Below are 25,341 nucleotides of genomic sequence, written 5' to 3'. Positions count from 1 at the left end.
CTCAGAGAAGTCTCTTCCGTTCATAACCACGGCGTGAGCCACGCACGCGCCGTCGCGGCGCGCTGGGTCTCATCCGGAACCCACGTGAGCCGCTCGGCGATCAGCGCGGAATCCACAAGCGACGCATCCAGCAGGGCGGCAACGAAGATGCGATCCTTGTCGCGATAAGCGATGAGCTTGGCAGCACAAAGATCGTGCGGATCGAGGCAAAGTCCCACCGCGCCGGCCGTGTTCTCGCCTGTCACCGTCACCAGCCGGGTCTCCCAGCCGAGCGGCAGTCTGGCCGTCCTTCGACCTACGCCCTGAATGTAGAACCCGTGAGTCTCGTGGAACGTTGACATCTCCCCCGCGACCGCATCGATCTCGGTCGCGAGGGACTCCGCATCGTCATCTACCAGCGGGCACATGTCGACCTCGACCGACATCACTGCCTCAGCGGGAAGTTCATCCTCATCCCACGAACCGAGAATCGCCTGCGACCCGATGACGATGATCTCGGACTGCTGGACGATCGTCGTTGCCGCGCGAATCGCGTGCTCCAGTTGCTCCCGCCTCACGCTGCAGCCGCCCGTCGGACAATCTCGCGCCGCTCGTCCTCCGAGAGAACCCCCGCGAACGGTGTCATCTGACGCAGATCATCGGCACGCTCACCCGTCGCCAGCATGAACTCGATGAGCTCTCCCGTCGGCGCGGCGAGCATGCGCTCCCACTCGTCGAGCCACTGCTGGGCCATCGCGCTTCGCGTAGTGGGTCGCATGGTAGCGATGTTCTGCAGGGCGCGTGAACGCACACGTTCGGGCGCATCCCGCAGCTTTCGTGCGACTGCACGGTGAAGCTCACGAGACAGCGCCCTCGACCTGGATACGTCGCTCTCACGCTGTCGCAGCGGCGACGAGACCCGCTGCCGAGGCGGCGCAGAAACTCCCGGCGACGCCACACCCGCAACGCAAAACTCCACCCCCATGGCAGCACCAACAGCCCAAGCCGTAGCGAGCGAACTACCTTCGCCACGCTCTAAGCGTCTGACAGCCTGAACGCTTACGCCTGCGGCGACCGCGACATCGCGCTGGTCGAGCTGACGGCGCAGGCGCTCTGCACGCAGAATCTCACCGAACTGCTGCGGTGACGCGACCGGATACATGTGACGATTCTACGACTAATAGTTTGTTTTCACAGCATTATCACCGGTGGCCGCGGTGCGGCTCCCCTACGCACGCACGGATGGAGAGAAGTTCGACCACCCCAGATAGTCACGGCGTGCCCACGTCGCGACTGTCGCAGGAAATGGCTAACCTGCCGCCTATGACTACCTGGGGGGGCGAGTCAGCAGACTCGCGGCTACGCGACGATCGACTTCGAGACAACGGGGCTCTGGCCCGAAAAGCACGATCGCGCCGTTGAACTCGCGGTCGTTCATTCCGACCCCGACGGCACGATCACGGGCCGGTGGGAGACCATCATCAATCCCGGACGTGATCTGGGTAGGCAAGACATCCACGGCGTGACGGCTCGCGAGGTGCTGTCTGCTCCCCCGTTCGGCGGTATCGCCAGCGACCTCATCGACTTACTCTCGGGGCGGGTCATCGTCGCGCACAACGCCTCGTTCGACATCCGTTTTCTCGACGGCGAACTGAACCGCCTCGGATATTGGCCCGGCGCTCCTTACGCGCGCCTGTGCACCATGCGCGCCGCACGGACGATGCTCGACGGAGGATGCCGCCTGGTCGACTGCTGCGCCGCCTTCGACATCGAACTCAGCGGCGCACACCGCGCGAGCGTCGATGCCTACGCGACAGCGCAACTGCTCGGCGCCTTCATTGCCAGCAGTCGGCGCAGCGACTGGGACGACCTGCTGTTGTCAGCGCCGGCTCTCGTGCCGTACGAGGGCCAACGGATGCCGTGGCTCGCCCGCGAAGGCGTCGCACCCTACTCCCCGGGATTTCTCGAGCGGATTATCGACCGCATTCCCGACGTATCCGAGACCCACGAGCAGGCTGAGTATCTCGCGCTCATGGAACGCTGCCTGCTCGACCGCTACCTCTCCGAGCACGAGAAGAATGCTCTGGTCGACCTCGCTGGCCGCTATGGAATCGGGCGCTCCACCGTCGAGAAACTCCACCACGACTACTTCCTCGCCCTGGTCCGCCTCGCGTGGGCTGACGGCATCGTCACTGAGGCGGAGAGAACTGACATCCAGGCCGTTGGCGAGTTGCTCGAGATCGCCCCGGATGTCGTCGACTACACGCTCGCCGATGACTCGCCGTGGCGTGCGGCTGGTGCGGAGCAACTCTCTCAAACGGTGTCAGGGTTTGCGCTCCAGTCAGGCGATGAGATCGTGCTGACGGGCGAAATGACCAGGCCCCGGTCGGATTGGGAGGCTCGCCTGCGCGAGCTCGGGTACGTTCCGAAGCCGGCAGTCACGAAGAAAGTCAGCCTCGTTGTCGCCGCCGACCCCGATTCGCTCTCGGGCAAAGCACGCAAGGCCCGTGACTACGGCATCCCGATCGTCGGCGAGGAGTGGCTGATCTCGACTCTGGAGGGATGAGACACTGAGCCGTGCTCGATCGACCCGAAATTGTCTGCATCTGTGGGTCCGCGCGATTCGTGGACGAAATGCGTGCTGTGAACCGCGAGCTGACTTTCGCGGGGATCATCGTGGTCGCACCGGGAGAATCAGGCGAGCCCGTCAGCGACGAGCAGAAGAACGTGCTGGACGCGCTCCACCTGCGCAAGATTGATCTGGCTGACCGTGTTCTGGTCGTCAACCCGGGCGGCTACATCGGCGAGTCCACGAGTCGGGAGATCGCGTACGCACGAGCGACGGGAAAGCCTGTGACGTTCACCGCTCCCGTCGACGCATAGAGGCGTCGCTGCGCCCTGGGTGACAAACGATCACTCTTGGGTGTCCGTCGCCACTGTCCGACTGTCGTCGTGGGGCTTCAGCCGTCGCGTCGGGGGCTGACGCCAGCAGACGGTGCCGATGCTGGCATCCGCCGGTTTGAGCGGGAAACGAGGCGACGCTATCGTCGCGAATGTGACGCAATCCCTGGCCGAGGGCTATCGCCGGTTCGCCAAGCTGGAAGCTGCCGGGGTGTCGGAGATCTATTTCGACTGGGCGATCGGGATCTCAGAAGACCCCGTCGTGCTCGGCCTGATCGCTGCCCTACCTGGGATCAAGAGGCAGCCGAACCTCGTGTTTGCGGCTGCCCGATTCATCGGCGCCCCCGTGCGAGGGTACGCGGAGTTCCGCGACTGGCTCGTGTCGCATTGGACGGCCGTGGTCCCCGTGATCATGGCCCGGTCCACCCAGACCAATGAGGCCGCCCGGTGCGCGGTGCTGCTCCCGCTGCTCGCAGAGTTGGATGGACCGCTCGCGCTCATTGAGGCCGGCGCTGCTGGCGGTCTCGTGCTCTACCCCGATCGTTACAGCTACCGCTACACCGTGGACGGCACGACGGATGCGGTCAGGCTTGACCCCGCGACGGGCCCGAGCCCGGTCGAGCTGCCGTGCAGGATCGACCCAGCCAGCGTCCCCTCCCGTATCCCCGAGGTCGTGTGGCGCGCGGGCGTTGATCTGAACCCGATCGACGTCTCCCGTCCCGACCAGCTCGCCTGGCTCGAAACGCTCATCTGGCCCGAGCATACGGAGCGGCGGCACCGCCTCCACGCCGCCGCCGGCCTCGTCGCAGACGACCCGCCGCTTCTTGTGGCCGGCGATATCGTCGACCGGGTTCCGGCGCTCGTGGAGCAAGCACCAGCCGAGGCTCACGTTGTGGTGTTTCACAGCGCCGTCCTCGTCTACCTGGCCGAGGAACGCCGTGCAGAATTCGCCGAACTGATGCAGTCGATGCACAACGTCACGTGGATCAGTAACGAAGGTGCTGGCGTTCTGCCGTTCATCTCCGAGCAGGTCTCTGCGGAGATTCGAGGGCGAACAATTCTCGCGCGCGACGGACGCCCGGTTGCGCTCGTCGGCCCGCACGGCCAGAGCTTTGAGCGACTGCAGCCCCGCTAAGGAAGCAACCCACGCGGCTCTGCTCGTATCGGCCGGCTCAGGTCGCGTTCCAGAGGTCGCGGTAGTAGAGCATCCGCACCGGATCCGGGTCGATGCCATACGCATCCAGCAGCGCACCCTCCCACCCGGGTCCGTAGTTCCATTCCAGGCTCAGCGCGCTCACGGCGATGTCTGCCCACCGATCCGCCACGCCGAGCGAACCGAGGTCGACGTGGCCTGACCAGGTGCCGGCATCCGTGAGCAGGGTGTTCGGGGCGCACGCGTCGCCGTGACACACCACGAGGCGATCGTTCGGCGGCGGATCCTGCAGCGCGTCAGGAACACGGATGCCGCGCGCTGCCGCGTTCGCGAGGCGCTCGGGCACATCCCACCGAAACGGACATGCCTCCACCGGGAGCCCGTCGTGCAGCGCACGCAGACCCTCCCCGATCGCCCGCACCGCCGTCGCCGGATCCTCGAGCCACCGCGGCGATACGGCGCTCTCCCCCAGCATCCCGGTTGTCACGATCCACTCGCGGGTTGCGTCACGTCCGGTCTCGAGCACGTGCGGCACCGGGGTGTACGGCTCCGCCCACCGCAACCGCTCCGCCTCGTCGTCCGCCGACCACTCGGGGTTGCGCGCGTCGTACTTGATGAACCGGATGCCGTCAGCATCCGTCGCGCGAAACGTCACGCCGCCGTACCCGTTGATCCAGACCGGTACAAGGTCGGCAGCTGGGGCGAGCGTGCGAACCCGCGGCGGGATCGGGATGTCGGGCGCAGGGATCGACATGGATCAGCGGACCATCCGCACCGAACTCAGCAGCGGGCGATCTTCGTCTTCGCGCCGGGCGCCGTCGCGGGCGAAGCCGTTGCGCACGTACAAGCGGATCGCGCGCGGGTTGCGCTCGGCGACCCACAGCATCGCAGGGTCATCGCCGACGACGGCATCCAGCAGTGCCCGGCCAAGCCCCGTGCCGTACTCGCTCTCGAGGATGTAGAGCAGAGAGAGCTGGCGCTCGCGCGGCACATCCTCACCCTCGGCGCCGGACGCCGTCGCTGCCATCGCGATGCCGACGATCTTCCCGTCCCGGATGCCGACACGAAACTCCGCGCCCGGCGGCGGTTCCTGCAGCATCCGTCGCCACACTTTCCTGCGCGACTCGGCGTACTCGGGCGTGAAGAAGCCCTCGGGCAGCAGAGGGGTATAGGCCTCTTGCCAGCTCCCGACCAGGACCGCCGCCCACTCGTCGGCATCCGTCGCCTCGGGTGCGCGGATCGTCCAGGTCATGGGGTCATCGTGCCACGCCGCCTCAGGTGTAGCGAGGAGCTATCGGGGCCCTACCTGGCCGGAGCGAGCTCGATCCGCGTATCGGACCCGACGGTGACGACCACCGTGTCGCCGGGGGCTACACCCTCAGGTGCGGAGATCCGAAAAGTCGTCGGTCCCAGGTCGGACGTACAGATGGGCCCGCCTTCGCGTGCGATCTCAATAGTGAACTCGCCGGGAGCTGTCTCCTCCAGGGACACCGGCGCGGCCGGGCACGAGCTGCTGCCCCAGGTGATCACGAACCAGTCCTCCCCATTGTCGGCCCACACGACAGTCGGCTTGGGATCCAGCACGTCAACGTCGATGCCCGCGGCTTCAGGAGGTGTCTCCCGGAGCTTCTCGGTGTAGAACGTGCCGCATCCTGTCAGCAGCAACGCGCCAGCAAGCAGACCCGCAGCCGCTGCCGCCCGGCGCTTCCCCATGGGCTGATCATCTCACCGCGGCTGCGACGGACCAACGGCCGATACCGAAGCGAAATCTGGTCCGACCGGGGGCGCGGAGTCGCTCCTCGCGCCTCACGCGTGCCGCACGCTTGACATCCGCGTACCGATCTGGCGTGCTGAGGAGGCACACGCGCGCCGAGAAGGAGAGACGATGCGACTGCTGTTGACTGCCGGCGGAGTGACCAACCCCAGCATCCGTGCCGCGCTCGTTGATCTGCTCGGCAAACCCATCGAGGAGTCGACGGCGCTGTGCATTCCGACCGCGATGTACGGGCATCCGTGGGTCGGACCGGGCGTGAAGACGTGGGAGTTCGTCGCGGGCGCCGAGACGGGAAACCCGATGGTCTTGCTCGGGTGGAAGTCGGTGGGACTACTTGAGCTCACCGCCCTGCCGAGCATCCCCGACGAGCGATGGATGCCGCAGGTGCGCGAAGCCGACGCGCTGCTCGTGTCGGGCGGTGACGCGATCTATCTGCACCACTGGTTACGCGAATCACGGATGCTGGACCTGTTCGACGAGCTCGAGGACACCGTCTGGGTCGGCCTGAGCGCGGGCAGCATGGTCATGACACCCCGGATCGGGGACGACTTCGTCGGTTGGAAATCCCCGCTCGGCGACCGGGGGCTCGGCCTCGTCGACTTCGCGATCTGCCCCCACCTCACCACCGACGATCGTCCGGGCAACTCGATGGCAGCTGCCGAGCGGTGGGCCTCCGGGATCGACGTGCCCGCTTACGCCATGGATGACGACACCGCGATCGTCGTCGACGGCGACCGGGTCGAGGTCGTGTCAGAAGGGTTCTGGCGGCACTTCGAGGGCTGAGACCGGTTCGCGCCGCGATGGGCTCACGCAGCCCAGTCGCCGAGCGCCCCCTCGAGCGAACCGAGCGCCGCGTCAATCAGCGAGTCACGATCGCCTTCCGGGCACTCCCGTTCGACCCAGCGCAGGCAGGCCGCGTCAAGGAAACCGAAGTAGCCCCACAGCGCGTACTCGTGCCGCACCTGCGAACTCGGAGCGAGCAGGGCCCGCAGCCGCCCGACGTACTCCTCGCGGGCCCTCGCCCGGAGGGCTGCCGCCACGGCAGGCTCGCCCCCGGGGTACCGCAGCGGCATCGCCCAGGCTGACGCGTGCGAGGCGATGTGATCGAGATACACCTCGGTGGCCGCGCGCACGCGGTCGCGGACCGGAACGCCGTCATCCAGTTCTTCCAGCGCTGCGGCCTGACGCTCGAGCAGCTGCGCGATCGCCAGGCGCACGACCGCTGTGTACAACTCCTCTTTGCCCGCGAAATAGCGATAGATCAGGGCATCTGAGGCGCCCACGCGGCGTGCGATCGACGAAACCGTCACCTCGGAGTACGGCTGATCGGTGAAGGCCTCGGCGGCGGCATCCAGGATCGCAGCCCGCCGCGCATCCGGGTCCAGCCGGGTGCGCGGTTGCCGATCAGTGCGAGCCATGTTGCCTACATTACCGTTACTGAACTAGCATCACTAACGTTAGTGAAGTCAATTCAGTAGGAGGTCGGCATGGGATGGGTCGAACACGCGATCTGGTGGCACGTGTACCCACTCGGGTTCGCTGGCGCGCCGATCCGGGAACCTGACGACGCCCCCGCCCTCGCCTCCGGCGCCTTCTCGGCTGGCTCGACTATGCCCGCGACCTCGGCGCCTCGGGCCTCCTCCTCGGGCCGGTGTTCACCTCACGCACGCACGGCTATGACACCCTCGACCAGTTCCACGTCGACCCGCGACTGGGCGCCGACAGTGATCTCGACGAGCTCATTGCAGAGTGTCGCGCTCGCGGCATCCGCGTCGTGCTCGACGGGGTCTTCAGCCACGTCTCCTCGGAACATCCCGACCTGCTGCGCGCGCTGCGCGAGGGCCCCAACAGTCAGGCGGCAGCCCTCTTCGACATCGACTGGGACGCCCCCGGCGGGGCGGCACCGCGCGTGTTCGAGGGTCACGACAGCCTCGCGCGTCTGAGCCACGACCGCCCCGAGGCGGTGACATACGTGACCGCCGTCATGTGCCACTGGCTGGATCGCGGAATCGACGGGTGGCGATTGGATGCCGCGTACTCGGTCGACCCCGCCTTCTGGGCCCAGGTGCTGCCGCGGGTGCGCGAGCGCCATCCCGACGCGTGGTTCCTCGGCGAAGTCATCCACGGCGACTACGCCGGCTTCGTCACAGCCTCGGGCGTTGATTCCGTGACCCAGTACGAGTTGTGGAAGGCGATCTGGTCGAGCATCACGGACCGGAACCTGTTCGAACTGGACTGGGCGCTTCTTCGCCACAACGACTTCCTCGCGCAATTCACCCCGAACACCTTCGTCGGCAACCACGACGTCACCCGCATCGCCACCACCCTCGGCAGCGACGGCGCGATCACCGCCCTGGCGATCCTGATGACCGTCGGCGGCATCCCATCCATCTATGCGGGCGACGAACAGGGCTACACCGGCGTCAAGGAGGAACGCCTCGGCGGAGATGACGCCATCCGGCCCGCCTTCCCGGAAAGCCCCGACGATCTCGCCCCCTGGGGCGCCGCCATCTACCGGACCCACCAAGAACTGATCGGGCTGCGGCGACGGCATCCGTGGCTCGTGACAGCCACAACAGCGGCGCTTGATGTCCAGAACACGACCTACACGTACCGCGTCACGGCGCGCGACGGACACGACCACCTGGATGTCGCGATCGACCTCGAGTCCGCGCCGAGCGCGTCCATCCGCGACCGGTCGGGCGAGGTCCTCTGGCCACACGCGTAGGCACTCCCCCGCGGCCGGCGATCCCTGCGGCACGACCGCGGTTCGCGCTTACGCCTCGACGTGCGCCGCGAGGTGAGCCAGCGTCTGAGTGCCGCCCTCGACAGCGTGGTACTCCTCGACGGCGGTGTCGCGCAGCTGCTTCGTTGGGAAGACGGTCGTGAGCGTCACGCGCGTCTCCTCCCCCACCTCATCGAACGTGAAGACGGAGTCGAACGCGTTCGGGTCGCCCGCGTATTCGCCGTGCAGCAGCACGATGCGCTCGGGCGCGACGATCGTGCGCCACTGGATCCACTCGGCGTACACGGTCCCGTCGGGGCCACGCATCGTGAACTCCCACACCCCACCCTCACGGAACTCGAAAGCGCGCGTCGTGGTCGTGAAGCCATCCGGACCCCACCACGCCGAAAGGTGGTCAACGTTCGTGAACGCGTCGAACACCACCGCGCGGGGCGCGCTGACGAGCCGTTCGATCGCGACGGTCCGTTCCTCTTCGGGTTCGGATACCGCGGTGGATGCACTAGCCATGGAACTCTCCCTTGTCTTGTCGCGTGTCGGGCCTCTGCTGTGCGAGCCGCTGGACATAGGCATCCAGGCGATCGAAGCTCGCGTTCCAGAACTGCTCGAAGCCGCCCGTCCATTCGTGAATGGTGCGCAGGCCGCGGGCATCCAAGCCGTAGAGACGCTGCTTGCCCACCCCGCGCACCTCGACGAGACCCACCTCGCGAAGGACGCGCAGGTGCTTCGAGGTCTGCGGCTGGGTCATCTCGAGCTCGCCGGCGAGGTCGGCAACAGCGCGCTCACCGCTGCGGAGCAGGGTCAGGATGTCGCGCCGCCGCGGTTCAGCGATCGCGTTGAACGCGTCAGAGGTGGTCGCAGCCCGTGCCATGGCATCATCATATGCCCATATAGGCAGATGTGAGCAACATCCGGCTCGCGGTGGCAGTCGCCGCCCGGGGTGTCCGCGCCACTGCGGCGGTCGCAACGGCGCAGAAACGTCATGACACGCCGCACCGGAGCCACAGATACCGGCGGTTGACCAATCCGTGCGCCGTTACGACCATCCCCGAGGGTTCGCCTGCATCCGGGGGCGTCTGCACGCCGACAGTGCGCGCGCGGCATCCGCACCGCTACTGTGATCCCGTGCGAAAGCTAATGGCGGCTATTGCTGCGACGACAGGTCTCGTGTTCATGCTCCTCACCGGGGCCCCAGCCCTCGCCAACGGCGGTTCTGGCCCGCTCGACGGCCTCGACTACGTGTCTCTCGGCGACTCCTACCAGGCCGGCTACGGACTCACCCCGTTCAGCAACACGAGTCCGTTCGCGGGCGACCCGAACGGCTGCTACCAGGCCGATGGCAACTACCCGCACCTGCTCGCCGCCGCGTTCGGTCTGACGATCAACGACCAGACATGCTCGGGCGCCATCACGGCAAACATCGGCTACGGCTCAGCCACGGTCCCGTCGACTGACCCCAATGTCATCCTGCCGACGCTGCCCGACGTTTCGACACTGCAGGTGACGCTGTCGGGGATGACGGCGCCGCAGTTGCAGTCCGCGGGACTCAGCACCGACACCGACGTGGTCACGGTCGGCATCGGCGGCAACGACCTCGGCTTCTCGTCGATCGCCACCGCCTGCATGCGCCTGTCGCTCAGCAGTGACCCGGCCTACCTCGAGTACAAGGTCGGCGCATTCGATAACTGCAAGGACTACTTCGACGACGAAACGACCTATCCCTCGGCCTACCTCGCCGGGCGCATCACCGACTCGGTCGCGCCGCGGCTTGCGCAGAGCTTCGCCGAGATCCGCGCAGCAGCACCCAACGCGCAGGTCTTCGTCGTCGGCTACCCGCAGGTCGCGCCCGATGGCGCCACGGATGCCTGCTTCACCGAACCGACCACCCCCGATGCCGTTCCCTACAGCGGCGTCGATCTGCAGTTCTTACACGACATCGAGCAGCAGCTCGACGACACAATCGAGGCGGCCGCCGTTGCCGCGAACTTCACGTTCATCCCGACGTGGGACCAGACCGCAGGTCACACACTGTGCACCCCCGAACCGTGGATCAACGGGATCACGCTCTATATCAACACCTCGTCGGACTGTAACCCGGGGTATCTGCCCGCCGACTCGGAGAAGTGGGTCTGCGTGAAGCTCGGCGCCCTCCATCCGAACGAGGGCGGAGTGCTCGAGATCGCGAACATCGTCGAGCAGGCCGTGACCGACTGGGCAGCGACACGCGGAGTCACCGCCAGCGCAAGCGAGGTGGCACAAGGCGGCCAGGTAACACTCTCCGGTGGCGGGTTCGGCGCCGGAGAAACCGTCGAGATCTGGCTGAACTCGACGCCCGTCCTCCTCTCCTCGCTGCCGGCCAGTGCATCGGGCACGTTCTCGACGACGCTGACGATCCCCGCGGATGCCGCACCCGGCGCGCACACGATCGTGGCGACGGGTCTCTCGTCGGGCCGTTCCTTCTCGACACCGATCACGATCACGGCATCCGGGTCTTCGAGTGGCGGCGGAGCATCCGTCCTGGCCGAGGGCGGCATGGACACCACCGCCCTGCAGCTGGTGGGGCTGAGTGGCCTGCTGGGAACCACCCTGATCGCCGGCGGTGCCGTGCTGATGCTCCGCCGCCGTCGCGGCATGAGCACGGATCGCTGAGTTCGAGATCAGCCAGTTGTCGCTGCGTGAAGCGCGGTCAGCGCGGCTGACGAGCGAGAACGATCGCGATCGCCGCACACATCGCGGTGCTCACCGCAACGAGAATCGCCCCCATCGTGCCGATGCCCTCGCGCGCGACGAACACGAGATTCAGCGCCAGGCTGATCGCACCCGCCAGAGCCGGGATCCACGCACGCCGCGCGACGGGGACGAGCAGCACGGCAAGCGCAGCAGCCAGGACGACGAGATTGCCTGAGATGCGCAGCGGCTCGACCTGATCGATCGCAACGTGCAGAACGATGTCGAACACGGTCAGTGCGGCAAGAATCGCCGAGAGCACCAGGGCAGAGCGGGAACGGGAGTGCACATCTGAGTTTCTCACCACCAGGCACCGCCTCCTGGCGCCCGAGCGAAGACGGATGCCCGGTGCTGTCGAGGTCAGCGGGCGTCGAGCTGCCTGACGAGCGTGACCGGCGCGGTCACCCGGTACGACGCGTCGATGAGCTCTGCGACCTCATCCCACGCGCCATTCGCGTCGAGGTCGAGCCCGAGCCACCCGGACGGACCGAGGTAGGCCGGGATCCAGAACCGAGGATCCTGCCGAAGCGCCGGCTCGTCGGCAGGGTCGGGTTTGATCACCAGCGCGGCATCGTGGGCGACCCACTCCCCGTCGATGCGCTGTGACCCGCCGAAGATGCAGAAGGTGCGCTTCGTGAAGAAGTGCGGCCGACCGTGTGACACCTTCTCACCGGCACCCGGCAAACCGAGGGCGATCGCCCGCACGCGGGCGAGGATCGGATCGTCCTCGTCGAACATGATCGGATGCGCCACGGTCGACATCCTCGCAGCCCGCCAGCTCTGCCGCACGGATGCCGCGGCAACCGCCGCTACGGAAGCAGATTCGGAATCGCGAACTCGCGCATCGGGTCCCACGGCTCAGTCCATCCGAGACGATCGAACAGGCCGTCCAGCAGCATCGCGGTGAACCCCCAGACCAGGTGTTCTCCGGTATCGGTGCGCACCTGGAAGGCGGGAGCGCGGTGCATTCGTGGGCCTCGATCGATGACGGTGCTGCCCCGATTCGCGGGATCGAGAAGGTCGGCGACCGGGGCCCGGAACACCGCAGCCGATTCGGCCACATCGACAGCGCGCACGGGCGACGGCTCGCGCCACCACCCCAGCACCGGCGTCACGCGATGCGACGAGTACGGCAGCGGCACCTCGCCGAGCGTACCCAGCACATCGACACCGTCCGGATTCAGGCCTGTCTCTTCCCGCGCCTCACGCAGCGCCGCCGCGACCGGACCGGAGTCGCCCGGATCGAGCCTGCCCCCGGGAAACGCGACTTGCCCGGCGTGGGAACGCAGGGTCGTCGCCCGAGCCAGCAGCAGAACATCCAGATCCTGCGAGACCTCGGCGGCGCTCGCACGGTGAGCGCTGGGCGACGAGTCCAACACCCCGAACAGGATGAGCACAGCCGCCCGCCTCGCGTCGGGGTCGTCAGGAAACCCGAGGAGCGCGGCCAAACTGTCACGGGGCCCGACCGTGGGATCGCTCGAGACGAGCTCCAGAAGCTGTCGGCGCGCGCCGTGCGCTCCGACGGAACCTGGCGCGCCTCGGTCACTCCCGTCGGCAGCGCTCACCGGTCCCGCCGCGTCACGGGAGTCGCCTGTCATCCGTCCAGGCTACGGCTGACCGGCCCTCACGCCGCGTACGGCTGGTAAGTTTCCCGCCACGGGACAGGACGAAGAGGTGCTGATGCCTAGACTGCGGGCCCTGCCGATCCGCGCGGTGACTCTCGCGGTGATCGCGATTGCCATCGCCGCGATCGGCGTCGTCGGGACGACCCAGCTCTGGGCGGCGTATGACCGAGCAGCGTCGTCGGCGGCACAGAACCGCGGCATCCTGGATGATGCACTTGCCGAGGCGCGCAGCCGCGCCGATGCCGTCATGGCAGCCCAGGACGAGACCGAGCGCCTGCGCGAGTTCGCGGTCGGTCACGCGAACTGCCTCCGCGTGAATCCGTGGTCAGCTCTCTGCAACAACTGGAGCGCCGAGACCGACCTCGCGAACGCCGAAGCGTCGTTGGCTGACCTTGAAGGCGATATGGATCTCGCTTTCGCCCGGGTCGCGGTCGTGCGCATTCCCAGCGACGCGGCTCGCATCGATGCCGATGCCGCCTACGCAGCAGTCACCGGCGCGTGGGTCGCCGCGATCGCGACGCCGGCGGTGTTGCTGGGGTTTGCGATCGTCATCGCGCATCGGGCGGGACGCGGCACGCCCTGAGCAGGCCAGACGGATTTCAGTCGCTGGCTGCGGTGCCAACCATCTGATCGGCGTGAACGGCGATCCACTCCATCAGCGGCCCCAGGCGCAGCATGAGGTCGTGGCCGAGGGCCGTCAGGGCGTACTCGACTCGCGGCGGCACCTCGGGGTAGGACGTGCGCTGCACCAGTCCGTCACCCTCGAGCGTCTTCAGCGTCGTCGCGAGCATCTTCTCGCTGATGCCGTCGATGCCGCGGCGCAACTCCCCCCACCGGGCGGTGCCGTCGCCGAGAGTGAGCAGCACGAGGATGCCCCACTTCGACATCACGTGGTCGAGGACGACCCGCGTCGGACAGGCCGCTGAAAAGGCTGCCGCGTGAGATTCCCGGATTTCCGCAAGACTTACCGCCACGTGGGTACCTTACGAGGAAGTGGGTACCAGTCGCAAGGAATGCGGTGATGAGCACCCCGGTTGCGGGTGATGAGCGCCGAAGCGGCCTCACGATCGAAAGGACTCATCATGGCCATTCTCGTCACGGGCGCCTCTGGCAACCTCGGCGGCCACGTCGTTGACGCTCTCCTCGAGCGCGGTATTCCGGCATCCGACATCGTCGCCGGCGTCCGCACTCCCGCCAAGGCTGGCCCGCTCACCGACCTCGGTGTGCGCGTCGCTCCCCTGGACTACACCGAGCCCGCCACAATCGACGCCGCCCTCGACGGCATCACGAGCGTCCTGCTGATCTCGGGTTCCGAGGTCGGATCCCGCTTCGCTGGCCACCGCAACGTCATCGAGGCAGCCCAGAAGGCAGGCGTCGACAAGTTCGTGTACACGAGTGCACCGAAAGCGACATCCGTCGACTACGCACTGGGCGCCGAGCACCGGGCAACAGAAGAGGCGATCGCCGCCGCGGGGCTTCCTGCCGTCATCCTGCGCAACAACTGGTACCACGAGAACTACACGCAGGACCTGCTCGGCGCGGCAGACTCAGGCGTCATCGCCGCGGCAGCCGGGGACGGTCGTGTGGCCAGCGCGAGCCGTCGCGACTACGCCGAAGCGGCAGCCGCCGTACTCGTGAATGACGGACACCTGGGTCAGGTCTACGAGCTCGCCGGCGATGTCGCGTGGACCTATGACGAACTCGCCGCCACGGCGGGAGAGGTTCTTGGCCGAGAGGTCGCCTACGTCACCCAAACCGCCGAGCAGAAGCAGGCTCAGCTCGAGCAGTTCGGCCTGCCCGCCGAGGTCGCTCAGTTCGTCGTCGGCATCGATCTGGCGATCGCCGAGGGGGTCCTCGCGGACACTGACGGCACGCTCGCCCGTCTCATCGGACGCCCCACCACGCCGCTGGTCGATGGTCTGCGCACTGCCCTCGCGCAGGCGCAGCCCGCCGCGTGATCACCGCCTGATCACCGCGTGATCGCCGCGGGTCCGGCAGCGCTCCTGTCGGACCCGCGTCAGCCGGCCGCTCGCACCGGCTGACGCAGAATCGTCTTCAGTTTCTCGGGAGCCACGCGGCGCGGGTCACTGAGATAGATCTCGTGATGCGGGCCGTTGAAGGTCAGGCCCTGAGCGGGCATGAGCTCCGCGTGGAGCCGATGCAGCGTCGGAGTCTCGGCGTCATAGGACCCGACGTGCAGGATCTGCAGCGAGAGCCCCTCGTCGATCGTGGGCGCCCCGATCCGGTCGATCGGGAGCTCCGGCTTCTTGCGAGCGGCAGCGTCGAGTCCGGCACGGATGTCGGGATCGGTCACGGCCGGCGGCAGCGGAATCAGCATCGTCCAGTCCCAGGCATCCTTGCGCCGGTCGGCGAAGCTCGACGGGTCGTCACTGGTCCACAGCCCCTCGAGGGGACCGACGACCAGGTCATCACCCGTGCGGGCGCGGAAGGCGAACTTGACGGCGTATCCCGCCGCGTAGAGGGCACCGACGGCGTCCGTGTACGCGGCTGACGTGTTGGGGTCGCCGTGGCCGTCGATCGCGAGATACGTGATCGGGGGCACCGTCACTCGCGTGAACTCGTGCGTCCCGGGCGCGTACAGATCCTTCCGGTCCTTCTTGAGGTCGTACTTCACCCGCGCTCCCCCGCGCCGGCATCGGATGCTGCGGCACCACCTGCCGCGGAGCGCGCCGCGGCCCGCCGAACGACGAGCGCACCGACGAATCCGAGCAGCAGGAACACCGTCGCCACCAGCAGCGACCAGCGCGTGGCATCCGCGAAGCCGTTCGACAGCGCGGTCACCGCAGCCGCGGTTTGGTCTCCGAGCGAGCTGCTGGATCCTTCAGCGCGCAGCTGGCTGATGGTCGTACCCGCGGATTGCCGCGTGGTGTCGGCCAGCTGCGTCGCGGTCGATCCGGTGATCCCGGCATCTGTCAGCGCGGCCGGCAACGTGAGCGCGAGGGCGACCGCCAGCGCAGCACCCGCGAACGCCGTCCCGAGGGCAGACCCCACCTGCCGGACGGTGCTCTGGGTCGCCGACCCCTGCCCCGACACGTCGACCGGCACATCCTGCAGAACCGTTCCGGTCAGCTGCGCGGATGCCAGACCCAGGCCCAGGCCGTAGACCACGAGCGGGATCGCGACAATCCACCCCGAACTCGTGCCGCTAACGAGCAGAGCGAGGACGGCGACCCCGACCACCTCGAGGGCAAGGCCGATCAGCACGGTGCCGGGTGACCCGAAGCGCGCCGCGAGATGGCGCGCGGAGGCGCCGGAGAAGAACGCCCCCACTGCCATCGCCGCCAGCACGAGCCCTGCGCCCATGACATCCAGTCCCAGTGCGTTCACGAGATAGAGGGGCAGGACGAAGATGATGGCGAACTCCCCCACCGCGACCATCGCCGCCGTCACGTTTCCCCATGTGAAGGTCGGGAGCCGGAAGAGGTTCAGATCGAGGATCGCGGACCGGCGCACTTTCTCGCGGTGCCGTTCCCACAGCACGAACAGCACGAGGGCCACGAGCGCGACCGCGAAGGCGATGGGCACCACCGACACGGGAGCACCCGCCGGCCACTGCCATCCGAAGATCGAGAAGTCGCCGGTCGGCGCCCACCACCCGAGTTGCGGACCCTCGATCACGGCGAAGACCAGTGCGCCGAAACCGATCGCGCTCAGCAGCGCGCCGTCGACGTCGGCGCCGGGTCGCCCCTTGGCGCCCTTCGTTTCGGGCACGGTGAGCAAGCCCGCGATGAACACCGCGGCGCCCAGCGGGATGTTCACCAGGAAGATCCAATGCCAGGAGGCCCACTGGGTGAGAGCACCACCGGCGAGCGGACCGACAGCTGCCGCACCCGAGATCACCGCGCCCCACACCCCGAAGGCGGCGCCGCGGTACTTGCCCCGGAACACGGCATTCACGGTGGACAGCGTGGAGGGCATGATCAGCGCCGCGCCGATTGCCTGCACGGCGCGCGCTGCGATCAGGGGGCCTGCGGCATCCGCCATCGCGGCAAGGATGCTGCCGCCGACGAAGACGACGAGACCGACCTGGAACAGGAGCTTGCGTCCCCAGCGGTCGGCGAGCTTGCCGGTCGATAGGAGGAGAGCTGCGAGCAGCACCGCGTAGAGGCTGTTGACCCACTGTGCGTCGGTGAGGTCGAGACCGATGTCGGCGATGATGACCGGGAGGGCAACGCCCACGATCGTGCCGTCGAGCACGATCATCCCCAGTCCCGTGGACAGAACCGCGAGGGCAAGCCACTCGCGGCGGGTCGGGGGCGTTACGCGTAGATCCGTGCTGGTACTCACGGTTCGAGCCTGGCACAACCCCTCACGCCGAGCCCAGACCTTCTCGCGCGAGCCCTCATGATTGCGCGCGCAGACTGTGTGGGGTCAGCCCGGATGCTGGGGGTTCGCGCCGGCGTGGCGCACCCCGACAACGCGCGCCCGGCGATCGGCGGGCACTTCTCCCGACCTACCGAGATACAGCGGTTTCGGGTCGTGCCGTTGATCGGGGGACCTCACGGTTACCCCAGGGCACGTCGTTGTGGGTCGGCCACGGTAACACTCGCGCCATGTCGGGCGCAAGCATCCACCGCGCCACTCGCGCACCCGGGGGGATCAGCCGGTGAAGGGCGGAACCTCCACGGGGGCGGCGAGGCCGACGAAGGCGACGATCTGATGGCCACCGGGGTTTGACTGCAGCGGCACCTGTTCCCAGTTGTTGGCGATCCAGAGGTTGCCCGACGGGTCGACGATGAGTCCCGTATTGCGAACGAGACCATCGAACGCGTAGCCGGCATCCGGTGAGATCGGATCGCCCGTCGACAGGTCGCCGGGGCAGGTGTCGGGCGACGTGCCGCAGAACGCTGAGACGCGCTGGTCGGAGAAGTTGGCAACCCAGACGTTGCCGTTGCCGTCGGTGGCGATGCCCCACGGCCGGGTGATCCCGCCACCGGTGAAGGGCCCCGAGACCGTCTGACCGTCGGCGTCGATGAGCGCGATCGACCCGGTCGGCCCCGACGAGATCGGCCGGGTGGGGCACGGGAGGGTCGTCGAGCCCGAGTTGGCAACCCACACGTTGCCCTCGGGATCGGCCGCGACACCCATCGGCAGCACGAATTCGTCGCCAGTCAGCGGGGCACCACCCACCAGCGTGCCGTCGTAGTTGAAGACCGCCACGGAGCTGCTCGCGATACCGCTCACGACAACGTGGGTACCCGTGTCGACAACGCCGAACGCCTGGTCCAGGCCGGCATCCAGCGTCATCGCCTTCTCGGGGTCGCCACCGGGATACACGGTGACGGTTCCGGTCTGGCAGTTCGCATTCCACACATCGCCGGCGGCCGTGATGTCCATACCCTGCGGCCAGGCGAGCTCGCCGGCGGTGAATCCGGTCTCCGGCGGCGAGAGCGGCTCCCCTTCGAGCGAGAAGAGCGACACGCTGTTGTGTGTCGGCTGCTCGGTGCATCCTTCTCCGGCGAACCCGAAGTTACTGACCCACAGCTGTCCCGAGGGGTCGAAGGCGATCCCGAATCCGGATCCGCTCAGCCCGCCTCCCGTGTATTTGCCCACCATGTCGCCGTTGGGCGCGAACTTCATCAGCAGGTCGCTGCCGCAGGTCGGGTCCTGCGGATCAGCACCGTATTCGTAGTTGTTGTTGACCCAGATGTTGCCGTCGGGGTCGATGGCGAAGTTGCCCGGACCGTCGAGAGTCTGCCCGTCACCGTCGAAGCGCAGCGCGAGGGTCCAGGCGGCGGGTGCTGCCATCAGCCCGGGGCGATCCCCGGCGACGGTCAGCGAGAGGTCATACAGCGTCGAGGCAGCAGGGCTGGGGTCTCGAGCGACCTGCGCGAAAGCTCGGAACGTATCGACGGGCCGATCGTCTGACCGCGCGCTCGCGGCATCGACGAGGACTCGGCACGCGTCAGCATCCAGGACGCACGCACTGAGGATGTTCGTCAGCGACGTAAACGTCGGCAGGGCCTCGGTCTGCGTGCCGTTGGGCGCCGACGTCAGCACCGCCCCGTAGTCGCCGGTGTGCGCATCCACGAGGTTCGCGTACATCGCGGCAGCGTTGGGCAGGCCCGGCGCTGAGCCCTCGACGCCGTCCGGGCCGGTGAACTGCGCGAGGGCATACCCCGCGGCGACGGTGGTGCGCTCATTGAGAACGACAGCGGTGGCATCCGCGGGCACGATCGCCGCGAAGGTCGCGGTCACCGTCGCGTCATCGCCGCCGGGCGCGGTCGCCAGCAGGTAGACGAGGTCATCCTCCCGCGACACTGCACCGAGATCGACGACGAAGTCACCATCACGATCGGATGACGCGGAACCGATCTGAGACGCCGCGTCACCGTCAGCACCGGCTGACCACGCCGACACCTCCCATCCCGAGACAGCGGCACCCTCGACGACCGGCGCGACGGCACCGCTCACGGCCGATCCCTCACCATCGGGGTCGGCGGGTGCCCAGCAGCCCGCCAGCGCGAGCGCGGATGCCGCAACGAGAGCAACAGCGCCGATGATGCGGTGCGCCGGGCCCCGGGTGCTCGTTCTGTCGTCGGATTCGGTCAGGTAGGACTGTTTCTGGCGCACAACGTTCCGCATCGAGGTCACTCCGTCAGGTATGGGTCGATTGTTCGGGCCCCCGCCCACGCGGCAGATTAGCAGCGTCCGATGGCCGGACTGGGTGTCGAACAGGTCGAGATTCGGTCACGAATCCCTCTGTGTTTTCTCTGACAACCCATCCCCGCCTCGGGTTCACCGTCAGCTCGCGAGCGCCCGCATCGAGCAGGAATCAAGAAGTATCCCGCGGCCGTGCACCGTATGTTCGATGTCACCGGCACGAGAGAGGACGCACGATGGCTGACAAGCGCGACACCCCAACGGATGGCTTCAGCGACGCCGAACGCGAGGCGATGAAGCAGCGCGCCGCCGAGCTGCGGGAGCAGGGCGCGGGTGGCACGGGATCGGCGAAGAAGAAGCGCGAAGCGCAGGCGTGCGTGGATGCCATCGCCGCACTGAGCGGGACAGACAAGGCCGTCGCCGAGCTGCTGCACCGGATCGTGCAGGACGAGGCGCCGCATCTTGATCCCAAGACCTGGTACGGATTTCCCTCGTACGCGCGAGACGGGAAGGTCGTCATCTTCTACCAGCCGGCCTCGAAGTTCGACACACGCTACGGCAGCGTCGGGTTCAACGAGGACGCCCTGCTCGACAACGGCGCCATGTGGGCGACCGCCTTCGCCGTGGTCGAGGTCACCGACGAGGTTGAGACGACCCTGCGCGATCTCGTGCACCGCGCCGCCGGCTGACGAGGTCGGCACGACCGGCTCGTGCGTCGGAGCGCCGCGAGCCACGCATGCGGGGTGTGTCGCACGGCCGGCGCGGACGGGACGCACTACCGTCGGTCGCATGGCCGCCCCGCGCACCCGTCGCGCCCGTGTCGCGCGTCGCCGCGCACGGCGTATCGCCGCATCGGGCAGCGATCTCACCGGTGCGCAGTGGTTGCTCATCCGCGAGGCGTGGGGACGGTGTGCGTACTGCGGTGCCGCGGACGTTCCGCTCCAGAAGGACTGCGTCCTGCCGATCTCGCGCGGTGGCAGCTACACGATCGAGAACGTGGTCCCGGCCTGTGGCCGCTGCAACGCGAGCAAGTGCAACACCGAGGTGACCAGCTGGATGCGACGACGACGGCTCGACGAGCCCGCGTTCCTGCTGGCGTGGGCCCTCATCTCTCGCGAGCTGCGCGAGCCGCGCGACGCTGACGCCACCACTGCCAGAACCGGTCCAGCATCCGCTTGACCCAGCCCGCCAGCCGGCGAGCCCAGTGGAACTCGGTGCCGAGCACCGCCAGCCCCAGAAACACGACGAGCCAGCCCGGTCCCGGAAGCGGCACGAGCACGAGTCCACCGAGGGTCAAGACCGTCCCGACGACTCCGACGCCGATGCGGTAGGCGACCTCGACACGCGGATGCCGCGCGACCCACGCTCGGGTCGTGCGAAGCATCCGTCTGATCGGACGGTCCGCGCGCTCGGCATCGGCGATCTCGGCACGGATGTCGCGCTCAAGCGGTCCCGGCGAAGCGGAGTGGGAGTCGTGGTCGGCAGTCCCGGGATGAGTCGTCGAGGACATGGCGCGACGCTAACACGCGCGGCGACAAGATCCCTGAGAAGCCGGGCGTCGCCGGGCTTGACCTTAACACTGTGTCAAGCTTTTGGATGGTCTCTGGAGGTGGACCATGACCACGCAATCAGGAAACGTCGACCGGTTGGACGCGCTGCTGCGAGACGCGTCTGCATCCACCCGGATGCAGGCAGCGCTGACCGCGGGATCCCGACCGGATCCGAGCTTCGTCGAGATCCTCATCGGTCGGTGCGGCGCAGAGCCGGACTTCACCGTTCGCGACACACTCACGTGGGCGATCACGCGTCACGCCAGCGACCTGACGGTGCCGAGGCTTCTCGCCGAGACGCGCAGCACGAACGCGCAGGCGCGCAGCCAGGCGCTGCACACCCTGTCGAAGGTCGGTGAGGCCGCCGGGTGGCAGGCGATCACGCCCGAAGCGCTCGCCGACCCGGATGACGAGGTTGCGCGATCGGCGTGGCGGGCCGCCGTTGTCCTCGTCCCCCGGGGCGGCGAACCAGAGCTTGCCGCCGCACTGGCCGGACAACTCGGCCGCGGCGGCACGGACGTACAGCGCAGCCTCAGTCACGCGTTCGTCGGCTTGGGTGAGGCGGGGTCGAGCGCGATCGACAGGGTTCTCGCGAAGGATCTGAGCGACGAAACCCGGATGCACGCTCTCGCGACCCAACGGCTTCTCGCCGATCCCGACGAGGGCTTCGAGGCAGCCGTGTTCGAAGCGCGGCGGGTCGTGGCGCTTCGAAACGCCCCGACGGTCGCCGACGACGATGCAGAGGAGTCGCCCGGATGAGAATCGGTGATGTCTCGCGGCGTTCCGGCGTGAGCGCGCGGATGCTGCGGCACTACGACCGCATCGGCCTCGTGCAGCCGAGCGAGCGCACCGGCGCGGGGTACCGAGACTACGGCGAGGACGATCTGCGTCGCCTGCTGCAGGTCGAGGCGCTGCGCTCGCTCGGGCTGCCGCTGCGGCAGGTCGGGGATGCGCTCAGCGACGCCGGCGCCACCCCGACCGACATCCTCGACCGGGTGATCGCCGGCACGGTAGAGACGATCGCGCGCGAGCAGGAGCTTCTGGGCCGGCTCCGTCAGCTGCGAGAGCAGCAGCCCGACGCCTGGACCGACGTCCTGCAGACCGTGGCGCTGCTGCAGCGCCTGGGGTCGGCCGACGCATCCGAACGGCAACGCGCCGCGCTCGCACATCCCGCGGCGCCCATGGCCTCCGCGCTCACCGACGCCGTGCTCGCCGAGGACGATCCGAACGTCGCGGGGGCACTGCAGTGGGCGCTCGCGCGATCGGCCGACGAGTCCACCGTCACCGCCCTGCGCAGCGCCCTCGATTCGCCCGATGGCACGGTTCGGCAGCGAGCAATCACGACGCTCACAAAGATCGCGTCACCGGCGCGAACGGATATCGATCCGCTCCTGCTCGACGCCCTCGACCACGCCGACCCGGTCGTCCGCGGGAGCGCTGCTCTCGCCCTCGGCCCGCGCGGAGCGACGGAAGCGGCTGACGAACTCATCGCGATGATCGTGCGGGGCACCGACGACGTCGAAGCAGCCGAGTCGCTCGGGCACATCGCACGCTCCCATCCCGGCGATATCGAGCAGAGGCTGGATGCCGCCCTGACGACACTCGCCGACGCTGAGGCCCGGCTTCGGCTGACCCAGGCCCTCGGTGAGATCGAGAGCGACGAGGCAACCGGCATCCTTCAGCGGCTGACCCATGATCCCGACCGTCGCGTGCAGATGACCGCCCGGTATCTCACGAGCGTGCGCGGCCACTGACACCGGCGCACGAGCGCGCTCGCCGCTACTCTGGGCCCTGACGCCGCGCGAGGGCCGCCGCGGGAAAGGACGCCGCCCAGCCGTGGTCGATTCACTCCCCCGTTCTCGGCTCGCCATCGCCGTGCTGCTCGCCGTCCTCGCGGGCTACATCGACGGCATCGCGTTCATCTATCTCGGCGGGTACTTCGTGTCGTTCATGAGCGGCAATACGACGCAGTCCGGCGTCGAGCTTGCCGGGGGCGATCTCGCGGCCGCTGGATTCGGTTTCGCGGTCATCGTCGCCTTCGTCGTCGGGGTCATGGCCGGAACGGCGATCAGATCGCCACGGCGCGACCGGAGCTGGCTTCTTCTCCTGGCCGTCGCAGCGATCACCGCCGTGGGAGCAGCGCTGGCATCCGCTGCGCCGGTCGACCCCAACGCCGTGACCGGTTCGGCTCTACTCGGCGTCGCGCCCACCGCCGTGTGCCTCGCGCTCGGGATGGGAGCCGTGAACACGGTCTTCAGTGGGCGGGGCGGGCCATCCTTCGGCATCACGTACATGACGGGCGCGCTCGTGAAGATCGGCGAAGGGATCGTCGGGGCGCTGCGCGGCGGCGACCGAACCGGGTGGCTCCGCTACCTCGCGCTGTGGCTCGCCATTGCGGTCGGTGCGATCGGCGGTGCGATCAGCTACGCGGCGTTCGGCACCGCTGCGCTCTGGTACGCCGCGATCTTCGCTGGTGGAATCGCCGCCGTCAGTTCCAGAGTGAGAGCTTCTCGGGGTTCAGCACCAGCCTGACCTCGCGCACACTGGTCGCCCCCACCTCGAGGGTGACGACACCGACGATTCGCGCATCCAGCCACATCGCGAATCCGAGTCCATCGGGTGTCTGGAGAGGGTGCAGCTGGACCTCGGGTCGCTTCTGCCCGATACCCAGCAGGAAGCGGGCCACGCGATCGGCACCGATCACCGGACGGCGGGCTGCGCTGACGCGACCGCCGCCGTCCGAGCGCAACACGACCTCCGGGTCGAGCACGGCGATCAGCTCATCGAGCCGGCCCGACTGTGCGGCCGCCGCGAAGGCCCACACCACCCGATCGTGTTCCTCGCGCGAGACCCGACGCGCCGCAGCGCTTCGCACGCGACGACGAGCGGATGCCGCGAGTTGGCGGCACGCCGCATCCGTTCGCCCCACCACCTCGGCGATCTCACGAAAGGGCACCGCGACGACCTCGTGAAGCACGAAGACGACACGCTCTGCCGGTGTCATCGATTCCAGGACCGTGAGCAACGCGGTGGACACCGATTCGTCAAGACTCACGCGATCAAGCGGGTCCCGCGCGTCGGAGGACGCGGGTTCATGGGGAGCGCCGAACGCTGTCACCGGCACCGGCTCTGGCAGCCACTCCCCGATGTAGCTCTCGCGCCGTGCTCGCGCGCTCCCGAGAAGGTCCAGGCACACCCTGCTGGCCGCCCGAGTCAACCACGCGCGCGGCGAATCGATCGAGGCCCGCTCCTGATCGGAGAGGCGATACCAGCGCACGTACGTTTCTTGCACGGCGTCCTCGGCCTCGGCGATCGTGCCCAGCATCCGGAAAGCTAGCGATACGAGGTGTCGGCGCTCGGCGATCGCCTCGCCGTCGATGGACTCATCGGTCATCGGCTCCCCCGGTGCCACGGTACTGGTCCAACCACTGCGCGAACGTCTGCGACCCGAGACGGGCGTCTGACCCGGGCAGCAGTCCGCCCTTCGCCATTGCGGCGCCCAGTGCCCCGGGAAGACGCACCTCGAGCACCCGGTCCGCCGATCCCGTCCGGCGCAGGTAGCTGCGGGACAGGTCAGCCATCCGCTCCTCGCGCGGTCCGGCGAGATCGGGCTCATCGCCGTGTGCCCCGCTCTCAACGATCTGAACCAATGCGGCGGCGACCTCTGACGCGGCCACGGGTTGTGACCGCATCCGCGGCACCAGGTGCGCGCCGAGAATCTTCGCCTGAGCGAGCACCTGAGCGGCGAACTCGTGGAACTGCGTTGCACGCAGGATCGACCAGTGACCAGCGGACGCCGCGACACGCTGCTCTTGCACGAGCTTGCCCGCGTAATACCCGTGGGGTGCCGCCGCGGCACCGACGATCGACAGCGCCACATGGTGAACATCGGCGCCGCGGGCCGCCGCCAGCAGGTTCTCCGTCACCGATCCGAAGAAGTCCCGGGATGCGCGCGCCGAGAGCGTCTGCGCGGATGCGACGTCGATGATGGCATCTGCTCCCTCGATCGCGGCGCGAAGCCCGTCACCGGTGGTCAGATCGACACCGTTCGAACGCGCCAGGGCGACGACCTCGTGACCGGCACGCGTCGCCTGATCGACGACGTGGTGCCCCACCGTCCCCGTTCCTCCGGCAACCGCAATGCGCATGATCTCTCCTCATCCGCGTCGTCACGACCAGGACGCACGCTCTCATCATTCAGGACGACACAGCTCCCCTGAATGTGAGGTGGCTGCCGGTCCACACCACGCGCATTGTCTGACTAT

General features: G+C 68.0%; 31 protein-coding genes and 1 pseudogene. 13 read left to right on the top strand and 19 right to left on the bottom strand.

The genetic code is table 11. The annotated features are described in order from the left end of the window. Positions 1 to 20: 20 nt before the first annotated feature. From IT882_RS06790 to IT882_RS17320, 3 genes and pseudogenes are all read right to left on the bottom strand, one after another. On the bottom strand, positions 21 to 557 hold the full coding sequence (locus IT882_RS06790; protein ID WP_195693701.1) for a DUF6036 family nucleotidyltransferase: 537 nt from the start codon (positions 555 to 557) through the stop codon (positions 21 to 23). Then, a complete protein-coding gene (locus IT882_RS16425; RefSeq protein WP_229382357.1) occupies positions 554 to 733 on the bottom strand; it encodes a hypothetical protein in 180 nt (59 codons plus the stop codon). The genes IT882_RS06790 and IT882_RS16425 overlap by 4 nt, the downstream gene beginning before the upstream one ends. Positions 734 to 961: 228 nt before the next feature. Further along, positions 962 to 1,141, bottom strand: a pseudogene (locus IT882_RS17320) (helix-turn-helix domain-containing protein); the annotation flags it as partial. Between the two features lie 207 nt (positions 1,142 to 1,348). Between IT882_RS17320 and IT882_RS06780 the strand changes: the two are divergent. The 3 genes from IT882_RS06780 to IT882_RS06770 all read left to right on the top strand — a co-directional run bounded on the left by IT882_RS06780 (position 1,349) and on the right by IT882_RS06770 (position 4,015). Then, complete coding sequence (locus IT882_RS06780; RefSeq protein WP_195694168.1) at positions 1,349 to 2,545, top strand: exonuclease domain-containing protein; 1,197 nt, start codon at positions 1,349 to 1,351, stop codon at positions 2,543 to 2,545. A 68-nt stretch (positions 2,546 to 2,613) separates the two neighbouring features. Further along, positions 2,614 to 2,862: a hypothetical protein gene (locus IT882_RS06775; RefSeq protein ID WP_418887785.1), complete on the top strand. Its 249-nt coding sequence runs from the start codon at positions 2,614 to 2,616 to the stop codon at positions 2,860 to 2,862. A gap of 172 nt (positions 2,863 to 3,034) precedes the next feature. Beyond that, a complete protein-coding gene (locus IT882_RS06770) occupies positions 3,035 to 4,015 on the top strand; it encodes a DUF2332 domain-containing protein (RefSeq protein WP_229382356.1) in 981 nt (326 codons plus the stop codon). Between the two features lie 37 nt (positions 4,016 to 4,052). Here IT882_RS06770 and IT882_RS06765 read toward each other — a convergent pair whose 3' ends face one another. The 3 genes from IT882_RS06765 to IT882_RS06755 are packed head-to-tail and all read right to left on the bottom strand — an operon-like array spanning position 4,053 to position 5,746. Continuing rightward, positions 4,053 to 4,787, bottom strand: a complete 735-nt coding sequence (locus tag IT882_RS06765) for an aminoglycoside 3'-phosphotransferase (protein WP_195693697.1) — start codon at positions 4,785 to 4,787, stop codon at positions 4,053 to 4,055. Positions 4,788 to 4,790: 3 nt separating this feature from the next. Next, entirely contained in the window at positions 4,791 to 5,285 is a 495-nt protein-coding gene (locus IT882_RS06760) for a GNAT family N-acetyltransferase (RefSeq protein ID WP_195693696.1), read from the bottom strand. 50 nt (positions 5,286 to 5,335) lie between these two features. Next, positions 5,336 to 5,746 carry a hypothetical protein gene (locus IT882_RS06755; protein ID WP_195693695.1) on the bottom strand — a complete coding sequence of 137 codons (411 nt, stop codon included), beginning with the start codon at positions 5,744 to 5,746 and terminating at the stop codon, positions 5,336 to 5,338. A gap of 172 nt (positions 5,747 to 5,918) precedes the next feature. Here IT882_RS06755 and IT882_RS06750 point away from each other — a divergent pair, with 172 nt between their 5' ends. Next, the gene (locus tag IT882_RS06750; protein WP_195693694.1) at positions 5,919 to 6,590 is read left to right on the top strand and encodes a Type 1 glutamine amidotransferase-like domain-containing protein; all 672 of its coding nucleotides are present in this window, start codon (positions 5,919 to 5,921) and stop codon (positions 6,588 to 6,590) included. 23 nt (positions 6,591 to 6,613) lie between these two features. Here the strand turns inward: IT882_RS06750 and IT882_RS06745 are convergent, their stop codons facing one another. After that, a complete protein-coding gene (locus IT882_RS06745; RefSeq protein WP_195693693.1) occupies positions 6,614 to 7,225 on the bottom strand; it encodes a TetR/AcrR family transcriptional regulator in 612 nt (203 codons plus the stop codon). 233 nt (positions 7,226 to 7,458) lie between these two features. Between IT882_RS06745 and IT882_RS06740 the strand changes: the two genes are divergently transcribed. Further along, the gene (locus IT882_RS06740; protein WP_324253932.1) at positions 7,459 to 8,535 is read left to right on the top strand and encodes an alpha-amylase family glycosyl hydrolase; all 1,077 of its coding nucleotides are present in this window, start codon (positions 7,459 to 7,461) and stop codon (positions 8,533 to 8,535) included. Between the two features lie 48 nt (positions 8,536 to 8,583). Here the strand turns inward: IT882_RS06740 and IT882_RS06735 are convergent, their stop codons facing one another. Both IT882_RS06735 and IT882_RS06730 read right to left on the bottom strand, forming a co-directional pair. Then, positions 8,584 to 9,060, bottom strand: coding sequence for an SRPBCC domain-containing protein (locus tag IT882_RS06735; protein WP_195693692.1), 477 nt, complete (start codon positions 9,058 to 9,060; stop codon positions 8,584 to 8,586). Then, positions 9,053 to 9,421, bottom strand: coding sequence for an ArsR/SmtB family transcription factor (locus IT882_RS06730; RefSeq protein WP_195693691.1), 369 nt, complete (start codon positions 9,419 to 9,421; stop codon positions 9,053 to 9,055). The genes IT882_RS06735 and IT882_RS06730 overlap by 8 nt, the downstream gene beginning before the upstream one ends. A 254-nt stretch (positions 9,422 to 9,675) precedes the next feature. On the opposite strand from IT882_RS06730, the gene IT882_RS06725 reads away from it, so the two are divergent. Continuing rightward, positions 9,676 to 11,199: an SGNH/GDSL hydrolase family protein gene (locus IT882_RS06725; RefSeq protein ID WP_195693690.1), complete on the top strand. Its 1,524-nt coding sequence runs from the start codon at positions 9,676 to 9,678 to the stop codon at positions 11,197 to 11,199. 37 nt (positions 11,200 to 11,236) lie between these two features. Here the strand turns inward: IT882_RS06725 and IT882_RS06720 are convergent, their stop codons facing one another. From IT882_RS06720 to IT882_RS06710, 3 genes are read right to left on the bottom strand one after another with little or no spacing between them, the layout of a single operon-like run. Continuing rightward, entirely contained in the window at positions 11,237 to 11,581 is a 345-nt protein-coding gene (locus IT882_RS06720; RefSeq protein ID WP_195693689.1) for a hypothetical protein, read from the bottom strand. Positions 11,582 to 11,637: 56 nt separating this feature from the next. Beyond that, positions 11,638 to 12,030, bottom strand: coding sequence for an MmcQ/YjbR family DNA-binding protein (locus tag IT882_RS06715; protein WP_195693688.1), 393 nt, complete (start codon positions 12,028 to 12,030; stop codon positions 11,638 to 11,640). A 56-nt stretch (positions 12,031 to 12,086) separates the two neighbouring features. Continuing rightward, on the bottom strand, positions 12,087 to 12,875 hold the full coding sequence (locus IT882_RS06710; RefSeq protein ID WP_195693687.1) for an NUDIX hydrolase: 789 nt from the start codon (positions 12,873 to 12,875) through the stop codon (positions 12,087 to 12,089). An 82-nt stretch (positions 12,876 to 12,957) separates the two neighbouring features. Here IT882_RS06710 and IT882_RS06705 point away from each other — a divergent pair, with 82 nt between their 5' ends. Then, positions 12,958 to 13,485: a hypothetical protein gene (locus IT882_RS06705; protein WP_195693686.1), complete on the top strand. Its 528-nt coding sequence runs from the start codon at positions 12,958 to 12,960 to the stop codon at positions 13,483 to 13,485. 16 nt (positions 13,486 to 13,501) lie between these two features. On the opposite strand, the gene IT882_RS06700 is transcribed toward IT882_RS06705, so the two are convergent. Further along, positions 13,502 to 13,876 carry a winged helix-turn-helix transcriptional regulator gene (locus IT882_RS06700; protein WP_195693685.1) on the bottom strand — a complete coding sequence of 125 codons (375 nt, stop codon included), beginning with the start codon at positions 13,874 to 13,876 and terminating at the stop codon, positions 13,502 to 13,504. 108 nt (positions 13,877 to 13,984) lie between these two features. Between IT882_RS06700 and IT882_RS06695 the strand changes: the two genes are divergently transcribed. Beyond that, entirely contained in the window at positions 13,985 to 14,860 is an 876-nt protein-coding gene (locus IT882_RS06695; protein WP_195693684.1) for an SDR family oxidoreductase, read from the top strand. 59 nt (positions 14,861 to 14,919) lie between these two features. Here IT882_RS06695 and IT882_RS06690 read toward each other — a convergent pair whose 3' ends face one another. The 3 genes from IT882_RS06690 to IT882_RS06680 all read right to left on the bottom strand — a co-directional run bounded on the left by IT882_RS06690 (position 14,920) and on the right by IT882_RS06680 (position 19,508). Further along, positions 14,920 to 15,537: a GyrI-like domain-containing protein gene (locus IT882_RS06690; RefSeq protein WP_195693683.1), complete on the bottom strand. Its 618-nt coding sequence runs from the start codon at positions 15,535 to 15,537 to the stop codon at positions 14,920 to 14,922. Next, positions 15,534 to 17,126 (bottom strand): MFS transporter, encoded by a 1,593-nt coding sequence (locus IT882_RS06685; RefSeq protein WP_195694166.1) that lies wholly within the window; start codon positions 17,124 to 17,126, stop codon positions 15,534 to 15,536. The genes IT882_RS06690 and IT882_RS06685 overlap by 4 nt, the downstream gene beginning before the upstream one ends. 396 nt (positions 17,127 to 17,522) lie before the next feature. Continuing rightward, positions 17,523 to 19,508 carry an NHL repeat-containing protein gene (locus IT882_RS06680; protein WP_229382355.1) on the bottom strand — a complete coding sequence of 662 codons (1,986 nt, stop codon included), beginning with the start codon at positions 19,506 to 19,508 and terminating at the stop codon, positions 17,523 to 17,525. A 254-nt stretch (positions 19,509 to 19,762) separates the two neighbouring features. Between IT882_RS06680 and IT882_RS06675 the strand changes: the two genes are divergently transcribed. Both IT882_RS06675 and IT882_RS06670 read left to right on the top strand, forming a co-directional pair. Next, the gene (locus tag IT882_RS06675; protein WP_195693682.1) at positions 19,763 to 20,215 is read left to right on the top strand and encodes a hypothetical protein; all 453 of its coding nucleotides are present in this window, start codon (positions 19,763 to 19,765) and stop codon (positions 20,213 to 20,215) included. 100 nt (positions 20,216 to 20,315) lie between these two features. Then, positions 20,316 to 20,705, top strand: coding sequence for an HNH endonuclease (locus tag IT882_RS06670; RefSeq protein WP_195693681.1), 390 nt, complete (start codon positions 20,316 to 20,318; stop codon positions 20,703 to 20,705). Here the strand turns inward: IT882_RS06670 and IT882_RS06665 are convergent. After that, positions 20,632 to 21,036: a TIGR02611 family protein gene (locus IT882_RS06665; protein ID WP_229382354.1), complete on the bottom strand. Its 405-nt coding sequence runs from the start codon at positions 21,034 to 21,036 to the stop codon at positions 20,632 to 20,634. The two genes, IT882_RS06670 and IT882_RS06665, sit on opposite strands and share 74 nt — an antisense overlap. 106 nt (positions 21,037 to 21,142) lie before the next feature. Here IT882_RS06665 and IT882_RS06660 point away from each other — a divergent pair, with 106 nt between their 5' ends. From IT882_RS06660 to IT882_RS06650, 3 genes are all read left to right on the top strand, one after another. Next, positions 21,143 to 21,835 (top strand): HEAT repeat domain-containing protein, encoded by a 693-nt coding sequence (locus tag IT882_RS06660; protein ID WP_195693680.1) that lies wholly within the window; start codon positions 21,143 to 21,145, stop codon positions 21,833 to 21,835. After that, a complete protein-coding gene (locus tag IT882_RS06655) occupies positions 21,832 to 22,830 on the top strand; it encodes a HEAT repeat domain-containing protein (RefSeq protein WP_195693679.1) in 999 nt (332 codons plus the stop codon). Before IT882_RS06660 ends, IT882_RS06655 begins: the two co-directional genes overlap by 4 nt. Positions 22,831 to 22,912: 82 nt before the next feature. Beyond that, a complete protein-coding gene (locus IT882_RS06650; RefSeq protein WP_195693678.1) occupies positions 22,913 to 23,608 on the top strand; it encodes a YoaK family protein in 696 nt (231 codons plus the stop codon). Here the strand turns inward: IT882_RS06650 and sigJ are convergent. Together sigJ and IT882_RS06640 are read right to left on the bottom strand one after the other, a co-directional pair. Next, positions 23,565 to 24,470: an RNA polymerase sigma factor SigJ gene (sigJ, locus tag IT882_RS06645; protein ID WP_195693677.1), complete on the bottom strand. Its 906-nt coding sequence runs from the start codon at positions 24,468 to 24,470 to the stop codon at positions 23,565 to 23,567. The genes IT882_RS06650 and sigJ overlap by 44 nt on opposite strands. Next, on the bottom strand, positions 24,460 to 25,224 hold the full coding sequence (locus IT882_RS06640; protein ID WP_195693676.1) for an SDR family oxidoreductase: 765 nt from the start codon (positions 25,222 to 25,224) through the stop codon (positions 24,460 to 24,462). The genes sigJ and IT882_RS06640 overlap by 11 nt, the downstream gene beginning before the upstream one ends. Between the last annotated feature and the right edge of the window lie 117 nt (positions 25,225 to 25,341).

This window comes from Microbacterium schleiferi (assembly GCF_015565955.1).
GTDB classification, from domain to species: domain Bacteria; phylum Actinomycetota; class Actinomycetes; order Actinomycetales; family Microbacteriaceae; genus Microbacterium; species Microbacterium schleiferi_A.
This window is presented reverse-complemented; position numbering and strand designations above follow the sequence as displayed.

Coding starts and splice junctions, on each gene's coding strand:
- IT882_RS06730 (WP_195693691.1), bottom strand. CDS start 9,421: ATGGCACGGGCTGCGACCACCTCTGACGCGTTCAACGCGATCGCTGAA.
- IT882_RS06670 (WP_195693681.1), top strand. CDS start 20,316: ATGGCCGCCCCGCGCACCCGTCGCGCCCGTGTCGCGCGTCGCCGCGCA.
- IT882_RS06695 (WP_195693684.1), top strand. CDS start 13,985: ATGGCCATTCTCGTCACGGGCGCCTCTGGCAACCTCGGCGGCCACGTC.
- IT882_RS06640 (WP_195693676.1), bottom strand. CDS start 25,224: ATGCGCATTGCGGTTGCCGGAGGAACGGGGACGGTGGGGCACCACGTC.
- IT882_RS06765 (WP_195693697.1), bottom strand. CDS start 4,787: ATGTCGATCCCTGCGCCCGACATCCCGATCCCGCCGCGGGTTCGCACG.
- IT882_RS06675 (WP_195693682.1), top strand. CDS start 19,763: ATGGCTGACAAGCGCGACACCCCAACGGATGGCTTCAGCGACGCCGAA.
- IT882_RS06735 (WP_195693692.1), bottom strand. CDS start 9,060: ATGGCTAGTGCATCCACCGCGGTATCCGAACCCGAAGAGGAACGGACC.
- IT882_RS06660 (WP_195693680.1), top strand. CDS start 21,143: ATGACCACGCAATCAGGAAACGTCGACCGGTTGGACGCGCTGCTGCGA.
- IT882_RS06655 (WP_195693679.1), top strand. CDS start 21,832: ATGAGAATCGGTGATGTCTCGCGGCGTTCCGGCGTGAGCGCGCGGATG.
- sigJ (WP_195693677.1), bottom strand. CDS start 24,470: ATGACCGATGAGTCCATCGACGGCGAGGCGATCGCCGAGCGCCGACAC.
- IT882_RS06760 (WP_195693696.1), bottom strand. CDS start 5,285: ATGACCTGGACGATCCGCGCACCCGAGGCGACGGATGCCGACGAGTGG.
- IT882_RS16425 (WP_229382357.1), bottom strand. CDS start 733: ATGGCCCAGCAGTGGCTCGACGAGTGGGAGCGCATGCTCGCCGCGCCG.
- IT882_RS06710 (WP_195693687.1), bottom strand. CDS start 12,875: ATGACAGGCGACTCCCGTGACGCGGCGGGACCGGTGAGCGCTGCCGAC.
- IT882_RS06755 (WP_195693695.1), bottom strand. CDS start 5,746: ATGGGGAAGCGCCGGGCGGCAGCGGCTGCGGGTCTGCTTGCTGGCGCG.
- IT882_RS06750 (WP_195693694.1), top strand. CDS start 5,919: ATGCGACTGCTGTTGACTGCCGGCGGAGTGACCAACCCCAGCATCCGT.
- IT882_RS06775 (WP_418887785.1), top strand. CDS start 2,614: ATGCGTGCTGTGAACCGCGAGCTGACTTTCGCGGGGATCATCGTGGTC.
- IT882_RS06745 (WP_195693693.1), bottom strand. CDS start 7,225: ATGGCTCGCACTGATCGGCAACCGCGCACCCGGCTGGACCCGGATGCG.
- IT882_RS06705 (WP_195693686.1), top strand. CDS start 12,958: ATGCCTAGACTGCGGGCCCTGCCGATCCGCGCGGTGACTCTCGCGGTG.
- IT882_RS06665 (WP_229382354.1), bottom strand. CDS start 21,036: ATGTCCTCGACGACTCATCCCGGGACTGCCGACCACGACTCCCACTCC.
- IT882_RS06680 (WP_229382355.1), bottom strand. CDS start 19,508: ATGCGGAACGTTGTGCGCCAGAAACAGTCCTACCTGACCGAATCCGAC.
- IT882_RS06685 (WP_195694166.1), bottom strand. CDS start 17,126: ATGATCGTGCTCGACGGCACGATCGTGGGCGTTGCCCTCCCGGTCATC.